Source organism: Arthrobacter sp. zg-Y40 (assembly GCF_020731535.1).
In the GTDB taxonomy this organism is placed as follows: domain Bacteria; phylum Actinomycetota; class Actinomycetes; order Actinomycetales; family Micrococcaceae; genus Arthrobacter_B.
The window spans coordinates 335,017-355,094 of record NZ_JAJFZS010000001.1 but is presented as its reverse complement, the minus strand read 5'-3'; the positions used below and the strand labels follow the sequence as shown (position 1 = coordinate 355,094).

The window sequence follows — 20,078 nt, the reverse complement described above, 5'->3', positions numbered from 1 at the left end:
GTGATGAAGCACCAGGAGCCGCACGCTTCCGGTGACGGCAACGATCAGCCGTCGCCGGAGCATGCGGCACCGCGCCGGCGGGGCAACCGCCGTGCAGGATCGATCGGGCCATCAGGGCTGGTTCCCGTCAAGGCCAAGGAGGACGATCCCAGGGTGTGGGGCGACGGTCCGGAGGACCGTGACTCCTGGCTGCTGGAGCAGCGGCCGCCGCACTGGGGCTGACTCCCTTCCGCCCGCGGGGGGCTACCCTCCCGTGAGGACCAGGTATATCCCGCCGGTTCCGGACGCCGCAGTAAGCCGGGCCGCGTCCTCATGGTTGGCGGCAACCACCACCAGGCCTTCGCCGGCGCCTGCCGTCCAGTCGCCGGCTGCGGAGCCGGCACCGGGGAAACCTGCCCCGGGGGAGGCGCCGGAGACCCACAGCACCGGAACCGCCGTAGCAAGAACCACAGCGCCGTCCTGCGCAGTACTGTCCTGCGCTGAACCGTCCTGCGCCGCCGCGCCCGCGCTGTAGTCCGCCTCGCCGGACGCCGCCACCACGGTGACCAGTTGACCCGGCCCCAGCAGGCCGAGCACCGAAGGATCAGCCGGGCGAAGGGGGACGGCAACCGTGCCGGGTGGTGCCCCTGCCAGCAGTCCCGAACCGGCGAGCGAGATTTCAGTAACGGGACTGCCCCGTAACAGCGGCGTGGCCAGGCGCCGCCCCACCAGCGGTTCGAGAGTGTCATGGGCGCCGGGCGGAACAGCTTCGGAGGGGATGCTGGCAGTTGCCAGTGATCCGGCCTCCAGCACCGAGCCGGCCGGCAGGTCCCGGGCGGCACGGACCACCACGGTCCGCTCCGCGTCCGGCGGAATCAGTGCCTGGACCGCAATGCCGGCAGCAGCGCAGCAGGCCAGGGCAGCCAACAGCCTGCGGCGGCGCGCGACAAAGCGGCGCAGGCGTCGTCGTCGGCTGTGTGGATGCACGCCCAAGGCGCGGTCGCCGGTGAAAAGAGGCGGGGCGGAACCTGGGGGGCCGGGAACAATCCGGCGTCGAAAAGGCATGCCGCCACGCTAGGCGCGGTGCGGCCCTCCAAAGGCGCCGGGGGAGCGGCGGGGTGGCGGCGATGCCCGCCCGCGGAGGGAAGGCCTGCTGTGGAGGCGGGGTCGGCCTAGAGTGGGGAGGAGGTTGCCGCGGCGGAAGAAGTGCCGCTTTCGGCCTTGGCGGCCGGCGCCGGGCCGGCGTCGGCCTTGGCAGGTGCAGCCGGGACGGAGGAAGCTGCGTCGCGGGAATCGGTGCGGTAGAAACCGGATCCCTTAAAAACAACTCCAACGCTGTTGAATTTCTTGCGAAGACGGCCGCCGCATTCGGGGCAGACCGTCAGGGAATCTTCGCTGAAGGACTGCTGGATATCGAACGAATGGGAGCAGTCCTTGCAGGCGTAGGCGTACGTGGGCACTCTGTAATCCTCCTTGGCACTCTATGGCCTTGAGTGCTAAGTATACATGCGTTAAACCGGTACTTTCCGCCAAGCAGCAGGGGTCAGCACAGCGTCCACGGCCGCATCGAGGGGGGTTGTTTCAAAGGTGCCGGCAGGGACGAATTCCTGCTCGAAGACCACGGCCACCGCGGGTGCTGCGTTGCCGTCGGCCCGCAGCTGCGCCAGGAACCGGTCGTAATAGCCGCCGCCCTTTCCCATCCGGCCCCCGGCCTCATCGGCGGCAAGTGCGGGAACAAACACCAGGTCGAGGCCGGGCAGATCGGCGGCCGCGTAGCGCGGTCCGGCCGGTTCCATCAGGTTCGGATAGATCCCGGGCACCATGTCGATACCGGGTGTCCAAGAGCACCACGACAACTGGCGGCCGGGTTCGCAGACCGGCGCCACCACGTGGAAGCCGGCCCCGTGCAGGGACGGCAGCAGCAGGCCGGTTCCCGGTTCGGTGCCAACGGAGAGGTAGCAGGCGACCGTAGCGCCGGCGGGCAGCAGCTCGCAGACGCCGTCCAAGCCCCGGACGGCGAGGCCACGGGCCGCTGCGGTCCGCTCGGCATCCGTCAGCCCACGGCGGTTCTGCAGGAATTCCTGCCGTGCCTGGTCCTTTGTCAGTTGGCGCATAAGGCCTATTGTCCCAATAGCACGCTTATTTGGTGCAACCTGAGCACACTTGGGTAGTCTTACGACTATGACGACGTCGCGCCCCACCATAACCAAAGCCGTAATCCCCGCCGCTGGTCTCGGTACCCGCTTCCTGCCCGCCACCAAGGCAATGCCGAAGGAAATGCTCCCGGTGGTGGACAAGCCCGCCATCCAGTACGTGGTTGAAGAAGCCGTTAACGCGGGCATGTCGGACATCCTGATGATCACCGGACGGAACAAGCGTTCGCTCGAGGACCATTTCGACCGCGTGCCGTTCATCGAGAAGACCCTGGAAGACAAGGGCGACTTCGACAAGCTCGCAATGGTGCGTGCAGCGTCGGAGCTCGGCGAGATCCACTACCTCCGCCAGGGCGACCCGAAGGGACTGGGCCACGCCGTGCTGCGCGCAAAGCTGCACGTGGGCGACGAGCCCTTCGCGGTCCTGCTGGGCGATGACCTCATTGACGCCCGGGACGAGCTGCTCGAACAGATGGTGGCCGTCCAGGCCAAGACCGGCGGGTCGGTGATTGCCCTGATCGAGGTCGACCCCGAGCAGATCAGTGCCTACGGCTGCGCCGACATCACCGTAGTGGAAGGCGAGGACTACGTCCGCGTCAACGAGCTTGTCGAAAAGCCAGACGCGGCTGACGCCCCGTCCAACCTGGCCGTGATCGGCCGGTATGTGCTGCACCCCTCCGTCTTCGAGGTCCTGGAGCAGACCGGCCCGGGCCGCGGCGGGGAGATCCAGTTGACCGACGCACTGCAGACCCTTGCCTCCGCCGAGGGAGAAGGCGCGGGTGTATACGGTGTGGTCTTCCGTGGACGCCGCTACGACACCGGCGACAAGATGAGCTACCTCAAGGCCGTGGTGACCCTGGCCTCCGAGCGTGAGGACCTGGGCCCCGGACTCCGCGAGTGGCTCAAGGACTTCACCGGTACGTTCGAAGCCTAGAACCCGCGATGCAGGGGCCTGCGTGGCCGGTGAGGCTGGAGAGCGACGACGTTGTGCTCCGGCCGATCCGGCACCGCGACCGGCGTGAATGGACTGACGTCCGTGCACGCAATTCAGCGTGGGTCGGTCCCTGGGAAGCGACCAATCCCGTACCGGGCGGCGAACCGCCCACCTATGGGGAAATGGTGCGCAGCCTCAATAGGCAGGCGCGGCAGGACTCCGCGCTGCCGTTCGTGATTACCGAGCGGCAGGATCCTGCCCGCGCTCCGGCTATCGTGGGGCAGTTGACGGTCTCCAGCATTGTGTGGGGATCCGCGCGGATGGCTACGCTGGGCTACTGGGTGGACCAGGCGCGTGCCGGCCGCGGCATTGTCCCCACCGCCGTCGCCCTGGCCACTGATTACTGCTTCTCCGCACTGGGCCTGCACCGGATGGAAATCAATATCCGGCCCGAGAACCGGCCCAGCCTGCGGGTGGTGGAAAAACTCGGTTTCCGTGATGAGGGAATGCGCCTGCGCTACCTGCACATCGACGGAGAATGGACCGACCACCGCAGTTTTGCCCTGACCGCGGAGGAAGTGCCGGAGGGGCTCTTGAACCGGTGGAATGGCCGCCGGCACGGTTAGGCAACTTTTTTCACACCGGACACGCCGACACACCGCACTGAATGCGGGGGCCGGTGCCCGGGAGCTTCTACCGTCGTAGATGTGGACTTCCCTCTTAACAGCTCCCTGAACAGCTCTTTGGCGCTGGCACTTGCCGTGGCGCTGTGGCTGTTCTGGGTGGGTCCCTATTTCTTCCGGCGACCAGCCGCCGAATCGCTGGCGGCTGGATTCTCCGCCGCCGCCGTCACCACCGTCCGACCGCCCGCCTCGCCGGGCACAGGGTTCCAGGGGAACATCATGAATACCAGCAGCCACACACCCAGCGGGGGCGGGTTCCCACACGGCCGGGAGCCGGGAACGACGGCGCGTCCGACGTCGGCGGCGCCCCTGCGGATCCGGACCGGCAGGACCGTCCTGGCGGCTGTCGGGTTCATTGCGCTGCTGGCCATTCCCTTGGGTGCGGTCCTCGCAGCCGTCACCTCGGTTTCCTGGCTGCTGCCGGTGGCCGGGCTTGCCGTAACGGCAGTGGTGGTGTCCGCCCTGCGTTCGCTCGCGCTGCGGGACCGCCGCCGCCGGATGGAGAACGCCTTCCGTGCCGCCATGGGTCCGTTGCCGCAGAACCGTGCAGCCGTTCAGGACAGTAGCGCCGACGGTGCAGCAGTTGGTACCGCCGCCCGGGCAGTACCAGCCGAACCACAGAAAGAAACCGTCCTCTTCGACCGTGAATCCGCCGCTTCCCCTCACACCGGTGCTTCCACGGAAACGGGCGTTTCGACCGAAATGGACACCGCCCCGGGCGCCGAAGCAGCTCCCGCCGCCGCAGCACCGACAGCTCCTGCCCCGTTCACTGCGGAGGAACTGCGCGCGGAGGCCCTGAAGGTGGCCGCTGCGGCTCAGCCGGTCAAGCCCGGCACCAGCCCGTGGCAGCCGGTGGAGGTTCCCAAGCCGATCTACGTGGACGCGCCCAAGGCTGAACGCCGCGCGCCCGAACCCATTGCCCTGCCCGAGCCCCCGCGTCCCCTCACGAAGACTCCGCTGCGCCCTGGCGCTGTCCCGGCTCCGGCCGCCCAGGAACGGCCGGAAATCGGCAAAATCAACCTCGACGACGTTCTGCAGCGCCGGCGGGCCTAGCGCCGCACGCGGCCCAGCGATGGCATCCGGGAGTTCCGGTCCCGGCCGGGCGTCCGACGCCGTGGCAGTTTTTGCCGGTGCGGCCATGCGCGGGCCTCTTCAGCAGATGCTGGCAGACCGCGGACTGCGGCTGCGGGAATGGGCCCACCTGCGCAGCCACCACCGTCCCGGAGGAGCCGTTTCGGCCCTCTACCGCGTACGGTGCGGCACCGGGAACGCCGGCAGCAAAACCGGGCCGGATGACTTGACCCTCCATATCGGGGTTACCACTGCCGCTGTCACAGCCATGGATACCGCCCCGGGCCTTACCCGGGCACGGATCGCCGGACTGGACCTGCGCATGTGGCTGCATCCGCATGACCCGGTGCTGGCGTCACTGCCTTGGGCCGTGGACGCCGGGGCCGTGGGTCAGGACGTCTTCGGAACCGGCAGCCCGGCCCGGTTGTCCCTGGTGGCTTACCGGCCGTTGCGCCGGGCCGTGGTGCGGGCTGAGCATGCCGGCAGTACGGCCTACCTGAAGCTCCTGCCGAAGCCGCTGCTGCCGGGACTGAGGCAGCGGCACCAGCTGCTGTCTGCAGCAGGCCTTCCCGTGCCGCCGCTCCTTCCGGTGCCCCCTGCGCACGCCGGTGATGCGGTGGCCCTGGGCGGGCTGGCCGGCATCTCGCTCTTCCGCCTTCTGGCCTCAAGTACTGCGCTCCCGGCGGGGACCGCTATCCCGGCACCGGAGACCCTTCTGCAGTTGTTGGATGATCTTCCCGCCGCCGCGCTGGAGCTTCCGCACCGGCATGCCTGGGCGGAGCGGGCGGGCGACTATGCCTGCACCGCGGCCGCGGTCCTGCCCGCCGAGGAAGGCCGGATCCGGGAACTGGCAGCTGGCATCCAGGAGGTCCTGGTGTCCGCCCCGGCCGGTCCAACCGTGCCCGTCCACGGGGATTTCCACGAAGGAAACCTGCTGGTCACCGGTTCCGAGGTGACGGGTTTGCTGGACGTGGACGGGCTGGGTCCGGGCAAACGCGCCGATGACCTGGCTTGCATCATGGGGCACCTGTCCGTCCTTGCGGCTGCCCATCCGCACCTGCCGCACCTGGGCGAAACATTGCTGCGCTACCGGCTGGTCTTCGAAGAAGCGGTTGATCCGGCATCCCTGGCCGCCCGGACCGCCGGAGTGGTGCTGACCCTGGTGGCCGGCTCCCGCCCGGTGCGCGGAACGTGCCGCGTCCAGCAGGCCCGGCTCAGGCTGGAGACCGCCCGGCAGCTGCTGCGGACGGCGCAAGGCTGACCGGAGGCAACGCGCGCCGGCGGGCCGGGAAGGGATCATTCGCGGGGCGGAACCAGCTTTTCCAGCAGCGGCTCGGTGCGGTAGGGAATGTGCTCATGCAGGGCCAGCACGGTTTCGGTCCGAATGACTCCCTTGATCCGCAGCACCGACCGCAGGGCCTGCTGCAGCTGCTGGGTGTCGGTGGCGGTCAGCCGGCACCACACGTCTCCGCGGCCGGATATTTCGTGTACCTCCAACACCTGCGGCAGGGTCCGCAGCCCGGCAATGACGCCGTCCAGTTCGCGGTGGGTGACCTCAATGGTCACGAAGGCCTGGACGTCGTAGCCGAGCTGGGACAGGTCCACGTCGCGCCCGGCCGGGCGGATGACGCCGGCCCGCATCAGGTGCCGCACATGGCTCTGCGCAGTGTTGCGGGCTACGCCGAGCTTTTCGCTCAGGTCGCTGATCTGGACCCGGGGGTCCCTTACCAGTTCCAGCAGCAGGCGGCGGTCCAGTGCGTCCAGATTGGCCATTTAGCGCATCTCCGGTCAGTGTGGGGCGGTCATATTGAGCAGATCAATCAAATGTTCACTCTAGTCTCTACTGACTGGTCGCTGACACTTCATCCTGTAGGAGCATTAGCTACAAATAGGACGGAAGTACCCAGTGACAGTGCTCAGTGAGCTGCGCATGCAGCCCGCCGCCCGGACCACCCGGAAGGAGTGGGACGCCGCCATACGTCCCCGGCTTATCCTGACGCTGGCGGTGATGAGCACCCTGCTGATTGGCGCCAATCTGGCCACCCCGCTGTATCCGCTGCTCGGGGACTCCCTTGGGCTGTCCTACTTCGGCGTTACGCTCGCCTTTGCCTCCTACGTGCTGGTCCTGGTGGCCGGTCTGCTGCTGGTGGGCCACTGGTCCGATTACATTGGCCGCCGCGCCGCGCTGGTGGTGGCCGGCGTCGTTTCCCTCGCCGGGGGATTGGTCTTCGGCACTGCCACCGGCGTCGGCGCCCTGATGGCGGGCCGCGCCCTGCAGGGTGCTTCCGTGGCCTTGGCCACCGGAGCCAGCTCCGCCGCGCTGCGGGAACTGCTGCCGCATAAGCCCGAATGGGCCACCCGCTTTACGCTGCTGGTGTCGGCCGGCGGGGTGGCGGCGGGCCCGGTGATCGGCGGCCTGCTGTCGCTGCTGCCGGCACCCACCATGACGCCGTTCCTGATCCACTCCGCCGTCCTCGCCGCCCTGCTGGTTCCGCTGTGCCTGCTCAAGGCCCGCCCCGCCATTTCGCTGAGCGAGGGCCGGCCGCTGGCCATGCTGCGGCCGCGCAAGCCCGCCGTGTCGCACCGGGCGCGGACACAGTTCTGGATTGCCTCCATCACGGGGTTCCTCAGCTTCGCCGCCTTCGGGTTCTGCCTTTCGCTGGCCCCCACCTATTTCTCCTCGATTGCCGGCACCACCTGGCGCCCGGCCATCGGCCTGCTGGCTGCGCTGGCCCTGGGCGCGTCGGCCGTCAGCCAGCTCACCGGCATCCGCGGAAGGTTTACCGCACCGGTGGGCCTCACCATGATGGGGCTGGGCATTGCGCTGATTCCGGTGGCCGGGGCCACCGGCAGCCTGGTCCTCCTGACCGTTGCCTGCCTGGCCGCCGGATTCGGCCAGGGCATGGCCTTCCGCGTGGTCTTCAATGAAGTCGCCGCCGCCGTGGAAGCTGCCGAACATGCCCGCATCATCAGCACCGTCTACGTCATCACCTACCTGGGCAGCGCTTTGCCGGTGCTCGGCCTCGGAGCGGCCGGCGGCATCTGGGGACTGGAGCCGTCCGTGGCCTGGTTCTCCGGCATCATCACCGCCGCCTGCCTCACGCTGGCCGTCCTGAGCCTGCGGCGGGCACGGCGCACGCACGCCCGCTGACACCTGTGCCGGTTCGCCGGATCCCGGCGGGAAAGTAGGCTGGACGAATGCATGTTCTCCCCAGCACCAACCCCGCCGACGGCATTGCCATCGGCCTCGACATCGGCGGCACCAAAACACACGGCATCCGGCTGCAGGGCGGCACCGTCACGGCCGAGGCCCGGACGGGAAGCGCCAACGTGCAGAACGTTTCCGTGGACGCGGCCCGGGCGGCCCTCGCGGAGATCTTCGCGCAGCTCGGCACCGACGGCGTGGGAACCGTAGTGGCCGGTTCCGGCGGAGTGGACACTCCCGGAGACGAGGCCGCGCTGCGGGCGCTGATCGCCGAACACGTGCCCGACGCCGTCGTCCGGGTTATCCACGACACCCGCCTGATCCTCGCTGCGGGGGAAGCCGCCGAAGGCATTGCCGTCATCGCCGGCACCGGCTCCGTAGCCTGGGGGATAAACGCATCGGGCCGTCAGGCCCGTTCCGGCGGCTGGGGTTACCTCCTGGGGGATGAAGGAAGCGGCTACTGGGTGGGGCGCGAAGCTGTCCGCCACGTGCTGCGGCACAGCGACCTCGAACGGACACCGGACGCGCTGACCAACGCGCTGCTGCCGGCCTGCGGAGTGGCCGAGCCGGCCGAACTCATCGGAAAGTTCCACGGCTCCACTGACCGCCGCTACTGGGCGGGCAAAGCGGGGCTGGTCTTCGAGGCGGCGCGGGCGGGAGATCCGGCCGCAGCCGACATTGTGCACGCTGCAGCCGAATACCTCGCCGGAACCATCCTTGACGTCGCCCGCCTCCTGAAGACCGCCGGGCCTGTGGTGATCGGCGGCGGGCTCGGGACGCACCAGCCGCTGCTGCAGGACCTGCTGCGGGACCGGTTGTCCGCAGCCGGGTTGACCGATATCCGCTTCCTTTCCGGGGACCCCGTGTTCGGTGTGGCGTATCTGCTGGCGAACCAGGCCCGCAGTACCGGCGCGGAGAGCTGAAATGGCCGCCGCCGAATTCGACGTCCGGGTGGGCGCGTACGGCAGGCTGCTGCACGCACTGCGGATCATTTACCGGGCCAGCCCCGAAGGCGGAGAACTGCGCAATGAAACGGGCGGAAGCACTGACCAAGCCGCATGGTTTCCGCTGGAGGGCATCAGTACGCTGGAGCGAACCGGGCTGGTGGATGCCGGATTGCGCCTGCTCTCCGCCGCACCGCCCCTCACTCCGCCCATCACACTGGGTGCCCGCCCTGCTGGACGCACGCCGCACCTGTGAAATACCGTGATGCTTCACGGCACGCCGCGAGCTGCCAACGCACCGGCATCCCTGGGCCTGGTATACCTGGGCCCGGCATCCCTGAACCCGGCATTCCTGAATCCGGCATTCCCACGCCATGGCACCCCACGGAAGGCACGCACCATGACCCCGCCGCCAGACCCCGCTGTTACCGGCCAGCATGCATCGGGCAGCCCTGCCGGAACCCCCATGATCCGCTTCCGCGCGGTGACCAAGACCTACGGGGACGCCGCGCCCGCCGTCAACAACCTGGACCTGGACATCGATCGGGGCTCGATCACCGTTTTTGTCGGCCCCTCGGGCTGCGGCAAAACCACGTCGCTGCGCATGATCAACCGGATGGTGGAACCCACTTCGGGCACCGTTGAGGTGGACGGCCGGGACGTATCGGATGTGCCGGCCGCGCAGCTGCGCCGCTCCATGGGCTACGTGATGCAGTCCTCGGGGCTGCTGCCGCACCGCACCGTGCTGGACAACGTGGCCACCGTGCCGCGGTTGAACGGGACCTCACGCACAGCGGCCCGCCGCCGGGCCGCGGAACTGCTCGACGTCGTCGGACTGGCCCGTACCCTGGGGGACCGGTATCCGGGGCAGCTGTCCGGCGGCCAGCAGCAGCGCGTGGGCGTGGCCCGTGCCCTTGCCGCGGATCCGCCCGTGCTGCTGATGGACGAGCCCTTCAGCGCGGTGGACCCGGTGGTGCGCGCCGAACTGCAGGAGGAACTGCTGCGCCTGCAGCAGGACCTGTCCAAGACCATCGTGTTCGTCACGCACGACATTGACGAGGCCACCATCCTGGGGGACAAGGTGGCCGTTTTCGGCATCGGCGGCAGGCTGGCCCAGTACGCCGCTCCCGAGGAGATCCTCCGGGCGCCGGTGGATGATTTCGTGGCCGGTTTTGTGGGCCGCGACCGCGGCTTCCGGCACCTGTCCTTCCAGAACGGGGACGCGGTGCCCGTGCACCCGGTGCAGCTGGTCGACGTAGCTCAGCTGCAGGACCCCGCCCTCAAGGTCCAGGACGGCTGGGCACTGTGCGTAGATGCCGGCGGCGCACCGTTGGGCTGGGTGCCGGCAGCCGGGCGCACCGCCGTCACCGGTGCCGGGGACCTGGTGCCCGGGGGTTCGCTCTATCCCGAAGGTGAAAGCCTGCGCCGCGCGCTGGACGCTGCCCTGTCCTCGCCCTCGGGCCTGGGCGTGGCAGTTGACGGTGCCGGCCGGGCCGTTGGCGTGGTGAAGGCGGCCGAAGTCCTGGCCCTGATCGAAGCGGCCAGGCTCGCGCGGAGCGGCAGCTGACATGGAGTGGTTCCAGGCCCATCTCGACGACGTGCTGCGGCTCAGCGCCCTGCACCTGTACCAGGCCGTGCTGCCCCTGCTGATCGGGGTGCTGATCGCCCTGCCGGTGGCCCAGCTGGTCCGGGGGCGGCCGAAAATCCGCGGCTTTGTCCTCTCGGCAGGTTCCCTGCTCTACACGATTCCCTCGCTTGCACTGTTCGTCACGCTGCCGGCCATCCTGGGGACCCGGATCCTCGACATGGCCAACATCATCATCGCCCTGACCATCTATGCCGTGGCACTGATGCTGCGGGTAGGTATTGATGCTTTCGATTCGGTGGATGACGGCGTCCGGCAGGCCGCCGTGGCCATGGGGTACCGGCCGCTGCGCCGATTCCTGACCGTTGACCTGCCGCTGTCCGTTCCGGTGCTGATCGCCGGGCTGCGGGTGGTCTCGGTGAGCAACATTTCCATCGTCAGCGTGGGCGCGCTGATCGGCGTCGAAAACCTCGGTTTCTTCTTCAGCGACGGGCTGCGCCGCTACTTCGTGACGGAGATCGTGGTGGGCATCCTCGCCACCTTGGTCCTGGCCCTCGTGATGGACATGGTGTTTGTCCTGCTGCAGCGTTCGCTGACCCCGTGGCTGCGTGCCGGCAAGGGAAAGGGTTCCCGCTCTTCCGGCGGCCCGCACGGCCGCAGCGGACCGGGGCAGGCACCGCGCCCGGCACCCCTGGCGGCGGCTCCTGAAGCCGCTTTGAAGGGAGCATGACCGTGGCTGTTCCGCACACCGATTACACCAGCACCAATGCGCTGGGACAGGGCTGGGAGTGGCTGACCGACCCGGCCAACTGGAGCGGGGCAGCCGGCATCCCGGTACGGGTCCTGGAGCACCTTCAGTACACCGGCCTGGCGCTGCTGATCGCCGCCGTCATCGCCGTGCCTATTGGCCTGGTCATCGGGCACACCGGCAGGGGACAGGTAGGGGTGGTGGCCGTTTCCGGGCTGCTGCGTGCCCTGCCCACCCTGGGCATGCTCACCCTGTTCGTGCTCCTGGCCGGGCTGGGGCTGATGCCGCCAATCTGGGCCCTGGTGCTGCTGGCTGTCCCGCCGCTGCTGGCCGGGGCCTACGCCGGCGTCGCCTCCGTGGACCGCAGCGTCGTCGACGCCGCCCGCAGCCTGGGCATGACCGAAGCGCAGGTCCTGTTCCGGGTGGAGGTCCCCAACGGCATGCGGGTGATCCTCGGCGGACTGCGCGGCGCGGCCCTGCAGGTGGTCGCCACCGCCGCCGTCGTCGCCACCATCAACCTGGGCGGGCTGGGCCGCTACCTGATCGACGGACTGGCCCTGGCTGATTACGGAAGGGTGTTCGGCGGTGCTGTGGTCATCGCCCTGCTGGCGCTCGCCGTTGATGCCGTGATTGCCTTGGGATCACGCTTTCTGATCCCCACTGGACTCGGCCGCCGCCAGGCGGCCGGCACATCGACCGGCAGCGGAGGATCCGCTGCCGGCGCACAAGGAGGAAAACCATGAAGCAGCACGCGACCCGGGCATCCCGGCGTAAGGCCCTGACTGTCCTGGCCGGCGGACTGGCCCTGGCCCTGGCCGGCTGCAGCGGGGGAGGGGACCCGTTGCAGGAGGAAAGCACGGCAGCCGCCTCCGGCAGCGCTTCCGCCGAAACGCTGATAGTCGGTTCCGCCGACTTCCCCGAGAGCAGCACCATCGCCGAAATTTACGCAGGTGCCCTGAACGCCGCAGGCATCCCTGCCGAAACCAAGTTGAACATCGGCTCGCGCGAGGTCTACATTCCGGCCCTGAAAGACGGCTCGATTGACCTCATCCCCGAATACACCGGGGCACTGCTGGTGAACGTGGACCCGGAAACGGATCTGGTGGATCCCGGCGAGATCGTGGACGCGCTGGGGGAGAAGCTGCCGGAGAACCTGGTGGTCCTCGAACCCTCCGACGCCGAAGACAAGGACGCCATGGTGGTCACTGCCGCCACCGCGGAAAAATACCAGCTGGAGAGCATCGAGGACCTGGCCAAGGTCTGCGGGGAACTCACCCTCGGGGCCCCCGCTGAGTTCGCCGAGCGCACGCAGGGCCTGCCCGGCCTGAAGGACAAGTACGGCTGCGAGTTCAAGGAGTTCACCGCCATCGGTGACGCCGGCGGGCCGCTGACCGTCGATGCACTGCTCAAGGGCGACATCCAGGTGGCGGACATCTTCACCACCACCCCGGCCATCGAGGAAAACAGCCTGGTGGTGCTGGAGGACCCGAAGCAGAACTGGCCGGCCCAGCAGGTCATTCCGCTCGTTGCCGATGACCAGGTCAATGACCAGGCCCGCGAGGTGTTGGACAAGGTGTCGGCCCAGCTGACCACCGAGGATCTGATCGCCCTGAACCAGGCCGTCAGCGGCGACCAGAAGCTGGATCCGAGCGAAGCCGCGAAGGACTGGCTGGAGGAAAAGGGCCTGGCCTGATCCGCCCGCCCCTGTTTGTTCCACCCCGGCGGGGGCGGGGCCGCCCACACCCCCGCCGGGGGGCCCGCGGGGGGGTGGCTCTGATCCGCCCGCCCCTTTTTTTTCCACCCCGGCGCCCCGGCAGCGAAACATACGCTGCCGGGGCGCCGGCTTATGGCATCCTAAGGAAATGGCCGAATTCAAGCAGTCGCACAAACTCCACAACGTCCTCTATGACATCCGGGGACCCTTGCTGCAGCACGCGCAGCAGATGGAGGCCGCAGGCCACCGGATCCTGAAACTGAACATCGGAAACCCCGCGCCCTTCGGCTTCGAAGCCCCCGAGGCGATCCTGGTGGACATGATGCGCCACCTGCCCACCGCCCAGGGCTACAGCGATTCCCGCGGCATCTTTTCCGCCCGTACGGCCGTCGTGCAGTACTACCAGGGCCGCGGCATCAACAACATCGACGTTGACGACGTATACCTCGGCAACGGGGTCAGCGAATTGATTACCTTGTCGCTGCAGGCGCTGCTGAACAACGGTGACGAGATCCTGGTGCCCGCTCCGGACTACCCGCTGTGGACGGCGTCCGTCTCCCTGGCCGGCGGCACCGCGGTGCATTACATGTGCGACGAGGCCGGGAACTGGTGGCCCGACGTCGACGACATTGCCGCCAAGATCACGGACCGGACCAAGGGCATTGTCCTGATCAACCCGAACAACCCCACCGGCGCGGTGTACCCGGAGCACGTGGTGAAGTCGATCGTGGAACTGGCCCGCAAGCACGGCCTGATCATCTTCTCGGACGAAATTTACGAAAAGATCGTGTACGACGACGCCGTGCACGTGAACTCCGCCGCCCTCACCGGCGACGATGTCCTCTGCCTGACCTTCAGCGGCCTCTCCAAGGCCTACCGGATAGCCGGGTACCGCAGCGGCTGGATGGCAATTTCCGGCCCGAAGCGCGACGCTGCGGACTACATCGAAGGCATTAATCTCCTGGCCAACATGCGCCTGTGCGCAAATGTGCCGGCCCAGCATGCCATCCAGACCGCCCTGGGCGGCTACCAGAGCATCAACGACCTGATCCTGCCCGGCGGGCGGCTGCGCGCCCAGCGGGACAAGGCCTACCAAATGCTCAATGACATCCCCGGGGTCAGCTGCGAACCGGCGCAGGGCGCGCTGTACCTCTTCCCGCGCCTGGATCCGGACGTTTATCCCATCAAGGATGACGAGCAGTTTGCCCTGGACCTGCTCAAGCAGCAGAAAATCCTGATCTCCGTGGGGACGGCCTTCAACTGGGTCCGTCCGGACCACTTCCGGATGGTGTTCCTGCCCAGCGTGGAAGACATCGAGGACGCCATGACCCGGCTGGCCGAGTTCCTGGGCAGCTACAAGCCCTAAGGCCTACTCGCCGGCAGCATGCTCCCGGGCGGCGTCGAGGCGCTTGCGGGCACCCTCGAGCCAGGACTCGCAGCGGGTGGCCAGCAGCTCGCCGCGCTCCCAGAGGGCCAGCGACTCCTCCAGACTGGCGCCGCCGGTTTCCAGCCGGCCAACCACGGCCACCAGTTCGTCGCGGGCCTGCTCATAGCTCATGGCTTCGATGTCGGCCGGTACTGCGGGTGTTTCACTCATGTCTTGTCCTCTGCTGTTTCTCGGTGCTGGTTTGTAAGCTGGCTGGGCTGGCGCGCGGACGGCTTGTCCCGTCAGGCGCCCTCGGTGGCGGCCAGTTCGCCCACGGCCACCCGGATCCGCAGGCGTGCCGCCGGCGGGACCGCGGCGGCGTCGCGGACCACGCTGCCGTCTGCCTGGAGCTGGACGACGGCGTAGCCGCGGTCCAGCGTGTTCTGCGGCGACAGGGCCCGCACCTGCGCGCGCAGGTGCCCGATCCGGTCGGCATCCCGGCGCACCTCGGCGGTAACGGATGCCAGTGCCCGGGAACGCAGCCGGGAAATCTCTTCCTCCCGGCGCTCCACCATGGACTGCGGTGCGGCCAGGACGGGGCGGGAGCGGATGTGGTTCAGCCGGTCGGTTTCCCGGCTCACCAGCATGGTCAGTATCCGTCGCAGCTGCGCCCGGGACTGCCGCACACGGGCCAGTTCCTCGCCGACGTCGGGCACTATGCGTTTGGCGGCGTCGGTGGGCGTGGACGCGCGCAGGTCGGCGACCTCGTCCAGCAGGGGCCGGTCCGCTTCGTGGCCGATGGCGCTCACCACCGGGGTCTGCGCCGCGGAGACAGCCCGGACCAGGTCCTCATGGCTGAACGGCAGCAGGTCCTCCAGGGAACCGCCGCCGCGGGCAATCACAATCACGTCCACTTCCGCCATGGCGTCCAGCTCGGCCAGCGCCCGGGTCACTTCGGCCACGGCGTTCACGCCCTGGACCGCGACCTCGCGCACCTCGAAGGCGACGGCGGGCCAGCGCAGCGCGGCGTTGCGCATGACGTCCTTCATGGCATCGGAGTTCCGGCCGGTGATCAGCCCGATCCTGCCCGGCAGCAGCGGCAGCGGCAGCTTGCGGTCCCCGCTGAACAGGCCTTCGGCCGCCAGGGCATGCCGCAGCCGTTCAATCCGCGCCAGCAGGTCGCCCAGCCCCACGGGGCGGATGTCGCGGGTCTGCATGGAAAGCCGGCCGGTCTTGACCCAGAAGTCGGGCTTCACCTGCGCCACCACCCGGGCCCCGCGCTCGAGCGGCAGTTCCAGCCTGTTCATCACCGTGCTCCACACCGTCAGCGAGAGCGAGACCTCGGCGTCGACGTCGCGCAGGGTGATGTAGGAGGCGTTGGCGCGGCGGTTGAGCTCAATGACCTGGCCCTCCACCCAGGTGGCGGGCGCGCGGTCAATGTAGCTTTTGAGGTTCTTGGAGAGCAGCGCCAGCGGCCAGGGGTTCTCGGGGGTGGTCTGCGCGGCCGTTGCGGGCAGGGTTGTCTTCTCCGGGGTATTCTCGGGACTCAAAGGTCCGCTGTCGTCTTGCATCTGGATGCTCCCGCGGTGGATTGGAACTGGCTCTCGGGCCGGGATGGAAAACCGGCACAGGCTTAATGTCTATCAGGTGCATCCCCCGGTCCGGTTCCGGCCGCGTTTTCACAGGCCGGCGGCAACGGACAAGGAAGCAATTTATGCGCACATTCGCCTCAGCGGTATTCGGACTGCTGGCGGTCCTGCTCACCGCAGCTGCCTTCACGGGAGCATGGCTGAACACCAACGTGGCGTCCGAGGACGGCTTTGCCGCCCTGGGGGAGCCGCTGGCCGAAGACGCGCAGCTCCAGCAGGAACTCGCTGCGGCGATTTCCGCGCGGGCCGCGGAATCCGTGGACCTTCCCGGCCCGCTGGCGGGAATGGTGGAGCCCTTGGTCACCTCCGCCGTCGAAGGCGTCCAGGCGCTGCCGGAATATCCGCAGGCATGGAACGAGACCCTGCGCCGCTCGCATGCGCTGACCTTCGCCGAGAACGGCGGGTCGGCCGCGGAAGGCACGCTGACCCTCGACGTCGCACCCCTGGTGTCATTGGTCACCGGAAGCGTGGGCGGGGAACTGAATGTGGACGTTCCGGCGCCCGAGCAGGTGCCGGTGGAGGTCAGTGCCGCGGGGCGGGCGCAGCTGTTGGCCAATGTCCAGCGTGCCGGGGAGGCCTGGCCGGTCCTTGCCCTGGCTGCAGGCGTGGCGGGGATCCTGGCCCTGCTGATTGCCCGGCGCCGCTCCACCACCTTTGCGCTGATCGGCCTGGGCGTGGCGCTCGCCGGGGCGGTGCTGTGGCTGGCTGCCGGGATGTTCCCGGACCGGGTTGCCGCTCAGCAGTTCGGCAGCGCCGTGGCATCTTCCTTTGCCGAGGCCTTCGCCGGCCAGGTGACAGACAGCATGCGCACCTGGACCATCGGGCTGATGCTCGCAGGGGCTGCCGCGCTGGTGGTGGGACTGCTGGCACGGGTGGTCCGCGGCTCGCGGCGGTAGGTCACGCTGTGAGCGTACGCACGGTGTGAAGGCCCGGGAAGGACAGCTATACCCGATAGCATGGGTGCATGACCAGCACTGTAATCTCCGTGCCTATGCCCACCGTGCCCCGGCGGCGCCGCACCCCCGATGAAGTGGCTGCAGCCGCTCCCGTCTACGGGCCCCGGCGCGTGATGCTGGCGGCACCGCGCGGCTACTGCGCCGGAGTGGACCGCGCGGTCATCGCCGTCGAGAAGGCGCTGGAAGCCTACGGGCCGCCCGTTTACGTCCGCAAGCAGATTGTGCACAACCTCCACGTGGTCCAGACCCTGGAGGAAAAGGGCGCCATTTTCGTGGACGAGACCGACGAGGTGCCCGAAGGCGCCCGCCTGATTTTCTCCGCCCACGGTGTGTCGCCCGCCGTCGTCCAGTCCGCCAAGGACCGGAACCTGCAGACCATTGACGCCACCTGCCCGCTGGTCACCAAGGTGCACCGCGAGGCCGTGCGCTTTGCCCGCGACGATTTCGACATCCTGCTGATCGGACATGCCGGCCACGAAGAGGTCGAAGGCACGTACGGCGAAGCGCCGGAACACATGCAGATTGTCAACGGTCCCGAAGACGTGGACAAGGTCACCGTACGGGACCCCGAGAAGGTCATCTGGCTTTCCCAGACCACGCTGAGCGTGGACGAAGCCATGCACACCGTGAACCTGCTGCGCGAGCGTTTCCCGTCCCTGCAGGACCCGCCCAGCGACGACATTTGCTACGCCACCTCCAACCGCCAGGCGGCCATCAAGAAGATCGCGCCCGAGGCGGACCTGGTGCTGGTGGTCGGCTCGGCCAACTCCTCCAACTCCGTACGGCTGGTCGAGGTGGCGCTGGAGTACGGCGCCAAGGCCTCCTACCGAGTGGACTTCGCCAACGAGGTGGACGAAAGCTGGTTCGAGGGCGTGGCCACCGTAGGTGTGACCTCAGGTGCTTCCGTTCCCGAGAACCTGGTGCAGGACGTGCTCCACCTGCTGGCGCAGTACGGCTACGGCGACGTCGAAGAAGTAGTGACGGCCGAAGAGGACATCATGTTCTCCCTGCCCAAGGAAATCCGCGCCACACTGAAGGCCATGGGCGACTCCTCCCGCGGACTGGGCGGACGACGCCGCGGGGACGACGTCCAGGGGTAGGTTCGGTTCCGCGGGGCTGGGGACGGGGGTTAGGGCCAGCGCGTGGGCCAGGGGCGGGTCCAGGCACCGGGGTGCGGGCGCCGGGCCGGCCGCCATGCCAGATGCCAGGGAGTCAGACGCCGGGGTCCTGGTCCCAAGGTTTGCTCCCAGGGTCTTGGACTGCAGCCTAGAATGCCGCAGGTTTCCGCGGATCGTAAGGTCCGCCGGACGCTCCGCGACGCGCCGGAAGGCCAGTACCCGTTCGTCCAAGTACTTTTCCTCAGGGTCGAAAACACCCGTTGTTACGGCCTTAGGCCGCCGTTACTATCGAACACATGTTCGAATCATTGGAGCTGGCCAACTCCCTTCAGGCTGACGCAGTCAGTCCTCAAATAGTGCCTGTTTCCAGGCTTGCGGCGACACCTTTGGCCTTTGCTCCGGCTCCGGCAAAGGGATCGGCACCGGCACCGGCAAGGGCAAAGCGGACGATCCCAACAACGTCGCCCGGTTCGTCGCCAACGTCCGGACGGTTGGAGGACGTGTCGGACCGCGTAGGCGAAGCTGCGTCAGGCCCGCACGCGGCCCGCGCGGCTGAGGCAGCGTCCGCTGTCGAGGTGGCGTCCTGGTGCCGGGCGCTCGCCTCCGGGGAATCCCTTGGCAGTATTGCTGTTGATTCCGATGCGGTGCTGATCGACCGGCTCCGGGTCTTGGAGGAGTTGAAGGCTGCTGCGTGTGCGGCGCAGGCCCGGGTGGCGGCAGCGTTGGATGCGTCGGTTCGTGCTGCGCATGCCCGGGCGGGGCTGCCGGCGGAGAAGCAGGGTGTGGGCGTTGGATCGCAGGTGGCTTTGGCCCGGCGTGAGTCTCCTGCCCGCGGCGGACGGATCCTGGGCTTCGCGAAGGCCTTGACCCAGGAGATGCCGTGCACGCTCAAAGCGTTGTCGGAGGGCCGGATTAGCGAGTGGCGGGCGACCCTGCTGGTCCGCGACACTGCCTGCCTGTCCGTGGCGGACCGGCGGCTGGTGGACCGGGAGATTGCCGGGAATCCTGCCGGGCTGGACGGGTTGGGGGATGGACGCCTGATCGCGAGGATCCGGAAGATCACCTACCGGATTGACCAGGCCGCGTTGGTGCGGCGGGCGGCGAAGGCGGAGGTGGACCGGTTTGTGTCCTGCCGTCCGGCTCCGGACACCATGACCTACCTGACGGGTCTGCTGCCGGTGGCCCAGGGGGTTGCGGTGTATGCAGCCTTGTGCCGGGCTGCGGATTCGTTGCGGGCCCGGGGCGATGCCCGCGGCCGGGGCCAGATCATGGCTGACACGATGGTTGAACGCATCACGGGCCAGGCGAAGGCTGAGCAGGTGCCGGTGGAGGTGCAGTTGGTGATGACGGACCGGACCCTGCTGGCCGGGGATAAAGAGCCTGCACACTTGACCGGGTACGGGATAGTGCCGGCACCGTGGGCCCGGGATTTGGTGCGTAAGGGAGTCCGTCGGAGGGCTCAGAAGACAAGGAAGCCGGGGGAGTCGGAGGCGCCGGGGGAGTCCTGTCCCGGATTCTGGCTGCGCCGCCTCTACACTGCCCCAAGTTCCGGGGAGCTTCTGGCCATGGACTCGAAGGCCCGGTTCGTGCCGGCGTCCCTGGCCCGATTGATCACGGTCCGGGACCAGATGTGCCGGACCCCGTGGTGTGATGCCCCGATCCGGCACCAGGACCACATCCGGCCGCACCATGACGACGGTCCCACGCAGGCAGCCAATATCCAGGGGCTGTGCGAGGCATGCAACCAGGCCAAGGAAGCACCAGGTTGGAAGGCGACCGTTGTCCATCCGGACCGGCGCCGAGGGCTCAGGAGAGATCCATCACCATCGCCGTCAAACACCCCGGTGGCTTCTGCCAGCCACACGGTCGACACCACCACTCCCACTGGCCACCGCTACCGATCGACGGCGCCGCCGCTGCCGGGCACTGCGGGCCGTGAGAGTTCCAGCCCCACTCCCGGTATCATTTACTAA

At 68.4% G+C, this 20,078-nt stretch carries 22 protein-coding genes; 16 read left to right on the top strand and 6 right to left on the bottom strand.

Annotated elements, in window-relative coordinates:
- Entirely contained in the window at positions 1–222 is a 222-nt protein-coding gene (locus LJ754_RS01625; protein ID WP_227925063.1) for a hypothetical protein, read from the top strand.
- 21 nt (positions 223–243) lie between these two features.
- On the opposite strand, the gene LJ754_RS01620 is transcribed toward LJ754_RS01625, so the two are convergent.
- The 3 genes from LJ754_RS01620 to LJ754_RS01610 form a co-directional block, all read right to left on the bottom strand.
- Positions 244–1,044 carry an RcpC/CpaB family pilus assembly protein gene (locus LJ754_RS01620; protein WP_227925062.1) on the bottom strand — a complete coding sequence of 267 codons (801 nt, stop codon included), beginning with the start codon at positions 1,042–1,044 and terminating at the stop codon, positions 244–246.
- A gap of 107 nt (positions 1,045–1,151) precedes the next feature.
- Positions 1,152–1,439 carry an FmdB family zinc ribbon protein gene (locus tag LJ754_RS01615; RefSeq protein WP_227925061.1) on the bottom strand — a complete coding sequence of 96 codons (288 nt, stop codon included), beginning with the start codon at positions 1,437–1,439 and terminating at the stop codon, positions 1,152–1,154.
- A 51-nt stretch (positions 1,440–1,490) separates the two neighbouring features.
- A complete protein-coding gene (locus LJ754_RS01610; protein WP_227925060.1) occupies positions 1,491–2,093 on the bottom strand; it encodes a 5-formyltetrahydrofolate cyclo-ligase in 603 nt (200 codons plus the stop codon).
- Between the two features lie 67 nt (positions 2,094–2,160).
- Between LJ754_RS01610 and galU the strand changes: the two genes are divergently transcribed.
- From galU to LJ754_RS01590, 4 genes are all read left to right on the top strand, one after another.
- A complete protein-coding gene (gene galU, locus LJ754_RS01605) occupies positions 2,161–3,066 on the top strand; it encodes a UTP--glucose-1-phosphate uridylyltransferase GalU (RefSeq protein ID WP_227912886.1) in 906 nt (301 codons plus the stop codon).
- Between the two features lie 8 nt (positions 3,067–3,074).
- Entirely contained in the window at positions 3,075–3,692 is a 618-nt protein-coding gene (locus LJ754_RS01600; RefSeq protein ID WP_227925059.1) for a GNAT family N-acetyltransferase, read from the top strand.
- 81 nt (positions 3,693–3,773) lie between these two features.
- Positions 3,774–4,802, top strand: a complete 1,029-nt coding sequence (locus LJ754_RS01595) for a hypothetical protein (protein WP_227925058.1) — start codon at positions 3,774–3,776, stop codon at positions 4,800–4,802.
- A 19-nt stretch (positions 4,803–4,821) separates the two neighbouring features.
- Positions 4,822–6,081, top strand: coding sequence for a phosphotransferase (locus LJ754_RS01590; protein WP_227925057.1), 1,260 nt, complete (start codon positions 4,822–4,824; stop codon positions 6,079–6,081).
- Positions 6,082–6,116: 35 nt separating this feature from the next.
- Here the strand turns inward: LJ754_RS01590 and LJ754_RS01585 are convergent, their stop codons facing one another.
- Positions 6,117–6,593 (bottom strand): Lrp/AsnC family transcriptional regulator, encoded by a 477-nt coding sequence (locus LJ754_RS01585; protein ID WP_227912892.1) that lies wholly within the window; start codon positions 6,591–6,593, stop codon positions 6,117–6,119.
- Positions 6,594–6,726: 133 nt separating this feature from the next.
- On the opposite strand from LJ754_RS01585, the gene LJ754_RS01580 reads away from it, so the two are divergent.
- The 8 genes from LJ754_RS01580 to LJ754_RS01545 all read left to right on the top strand — a co-directional run bounded on the left by LJ754_RS01580 (position 6,727) and on the right by LJ754_RS01545 (position 14,382).
- Positions 6,727–7,971, top strand: a complete 1,245-nt coding sequence (locus tag LJ754_RS01580; protein ID WP_227925056.1) for an MFS transporter — start codon at positions 6,727–6,729, stop codon at positions 7,969–7,971.
- A gap of 47 nt (positions 7,972–8,018) precedes the next feature.
- On the top strand, positions 8,019–8,948 hold the full coding sequence (locus LJ754_RS01575) for an N-acetylglucosamine kinase (protein ID WP_227925055.1): 930 nt from the start codon (positions 8,019–8,021) through the stop codon (positions 8,946–8,948).
- 1 nt (position 8,949) lies between these two features.
- The gene (locus LJ754_RS01570) at positions 8,950–9,225 is read left to right on the top strand and encodes a hypothetical protein (protein WP_331461495.1); all 276 of its coding nucleotides are present in this window, start codon (positions 8,950–8,952) and stop codon (positions 9,223–9,225) included.
- 210 nt (positions 9,226–9,435) lie between these two features.
- Positions 9,436–10,536: an ABC transporter ATP-binding protein gene (locus tag LJ754_RS01565; RefSeq protein WP_227925416.1), complete on the top strand. Its 1,101-nt coding sequence runs from the start codon at positions 9,436–9,438 to the stop codon at positions 10,534–10,536.
- Between the two features lies 1 nt (position 10,537).
- Positions 10,538–11,284, top strand: a complete 747-nt coding sequence (locus LJ754_RS01560) for an ABC transporter permease (RefSeq protein WP_227912898.1) — start codon at positions 10,538–10,540, stop codon at positions 11,282–11,284.
- Positions 11,281–12,045, top strand: a complete 765-nt coding sequence (locus tag LJ754_RS01555; protein ID WP_227925054.1) for an ABC transporter permease — start codon at positions 11,281–11,283, stop codon at positions 12,043–12,045. Before LJ754_RS01560 ends, LJ754_RS01555 begins: the two co-directional genes overlap by 4 nt.
- Positions 12,042–12,995: an ABC transporter substrate-binding protein gene (locus LJ754_RS01550; protein ID WP_227912902.1), complete on the top strand. Its 954-nt coding sequence runs from the start codon at positions 12,042–12,044 to the stop codon at positions 12,993–12,995. Before LJ754_RS01555 ends, LJ754_RS01550 begins: the two co-directional genes overlap by 4 nt.
- Before the next feature lie 169 nt (positions 12,996–13,164).
- A complete protein-coding gene (locus LJ754_RS01545; RefSeq protein WP_227912903.1) occupies positions 13,165–14,382 on the top strand; it encodes a pyridoxal phosphate-dependent aminotransferase in 1,218 nt (405 codons plus the stop codon).
- A 3-nt stretch (positions 14,383–14,385) separates the two neighbouring features.
- Here LJ754_RS01545 and LJ754_RS01540 read toward each other — a convergent pair whose 3' ends face one another.
- Together LJ754_RS01540 and xseA are read right to left on the bottom strand one after the other, a co-directional pair.
- A complete protein-coding gene (locus LJ754_RS01540) occupies positions 14,386–14,613 on the bottom strand; it encodes an exodeoxyribonuclease VII small subunit (RefSeq protein WP_227912905.1) in 228 nt (75 codons plus the stop codon).
- Positions 14,614–14,684: 71 nt separating this feature from the next.
- Positions 14,685–15,953 (bottom strand): exodeoxyribonuclease VII large subunit, encoded by a 1,269-nt coding sequence (xseA, locus tag LJ754_RS01535; RefSeq protein ID WP_227925053.1) that lies wholly within the window; start codon positions 15,951–15,953, stop codon positions 14,685–14,687.
- A gap of 143 nt (positions 15,954–16,096) precedes the next feature.
- On the opposite strand from xseA, the gene LJ754_RS01530 reads away from it, so the two are divergent.
- The 3 genes from LJ754_RS01530 (at position 16,097) to LJ754_RS01520 (ending at position 20,078) form a co-directional block, all read left to right on the top strand.
- Positions 16,097–16,927, top strand: coding sequence for a hypothetical protein (locus tag LJ754_RS01530; RefSeq protein WP_227925052.1), 831 nt, complete (start codon positions 16,097–16,099; stop codon positions 16,925–16,927).
- A gap of 68 nt (positions 16,928–16,995) precedes the next feature.
- Positions 16,996–18,087 carry a 4-hydroxy-3-methylbut-2-enyl diphosphate reductase gene (locus LJ754_RS01525; protein ID WP_227925051.1) on the top strand — a complete coding sequence of 364 codons (1,092 nt, stop codon included), beginning with the start codon at positions 16,996–16,998 and terminating at the stop codon, positions 18,085–18,087.
- A gap of 518 nt (positions 18,088–18,605) precedes the next feature.
- Positions 18,606–20,078 carry an HNH endonuclease gene (locus LJ754_RS01520; protein ID WP_227925050.1) on the top strand — a complete coding sequence of 491 codons (1,473 nt, stop codon included), beginning with the start codon at positions 18,606–18,608 and terminating at the stop codon, positions 20,076–20,078.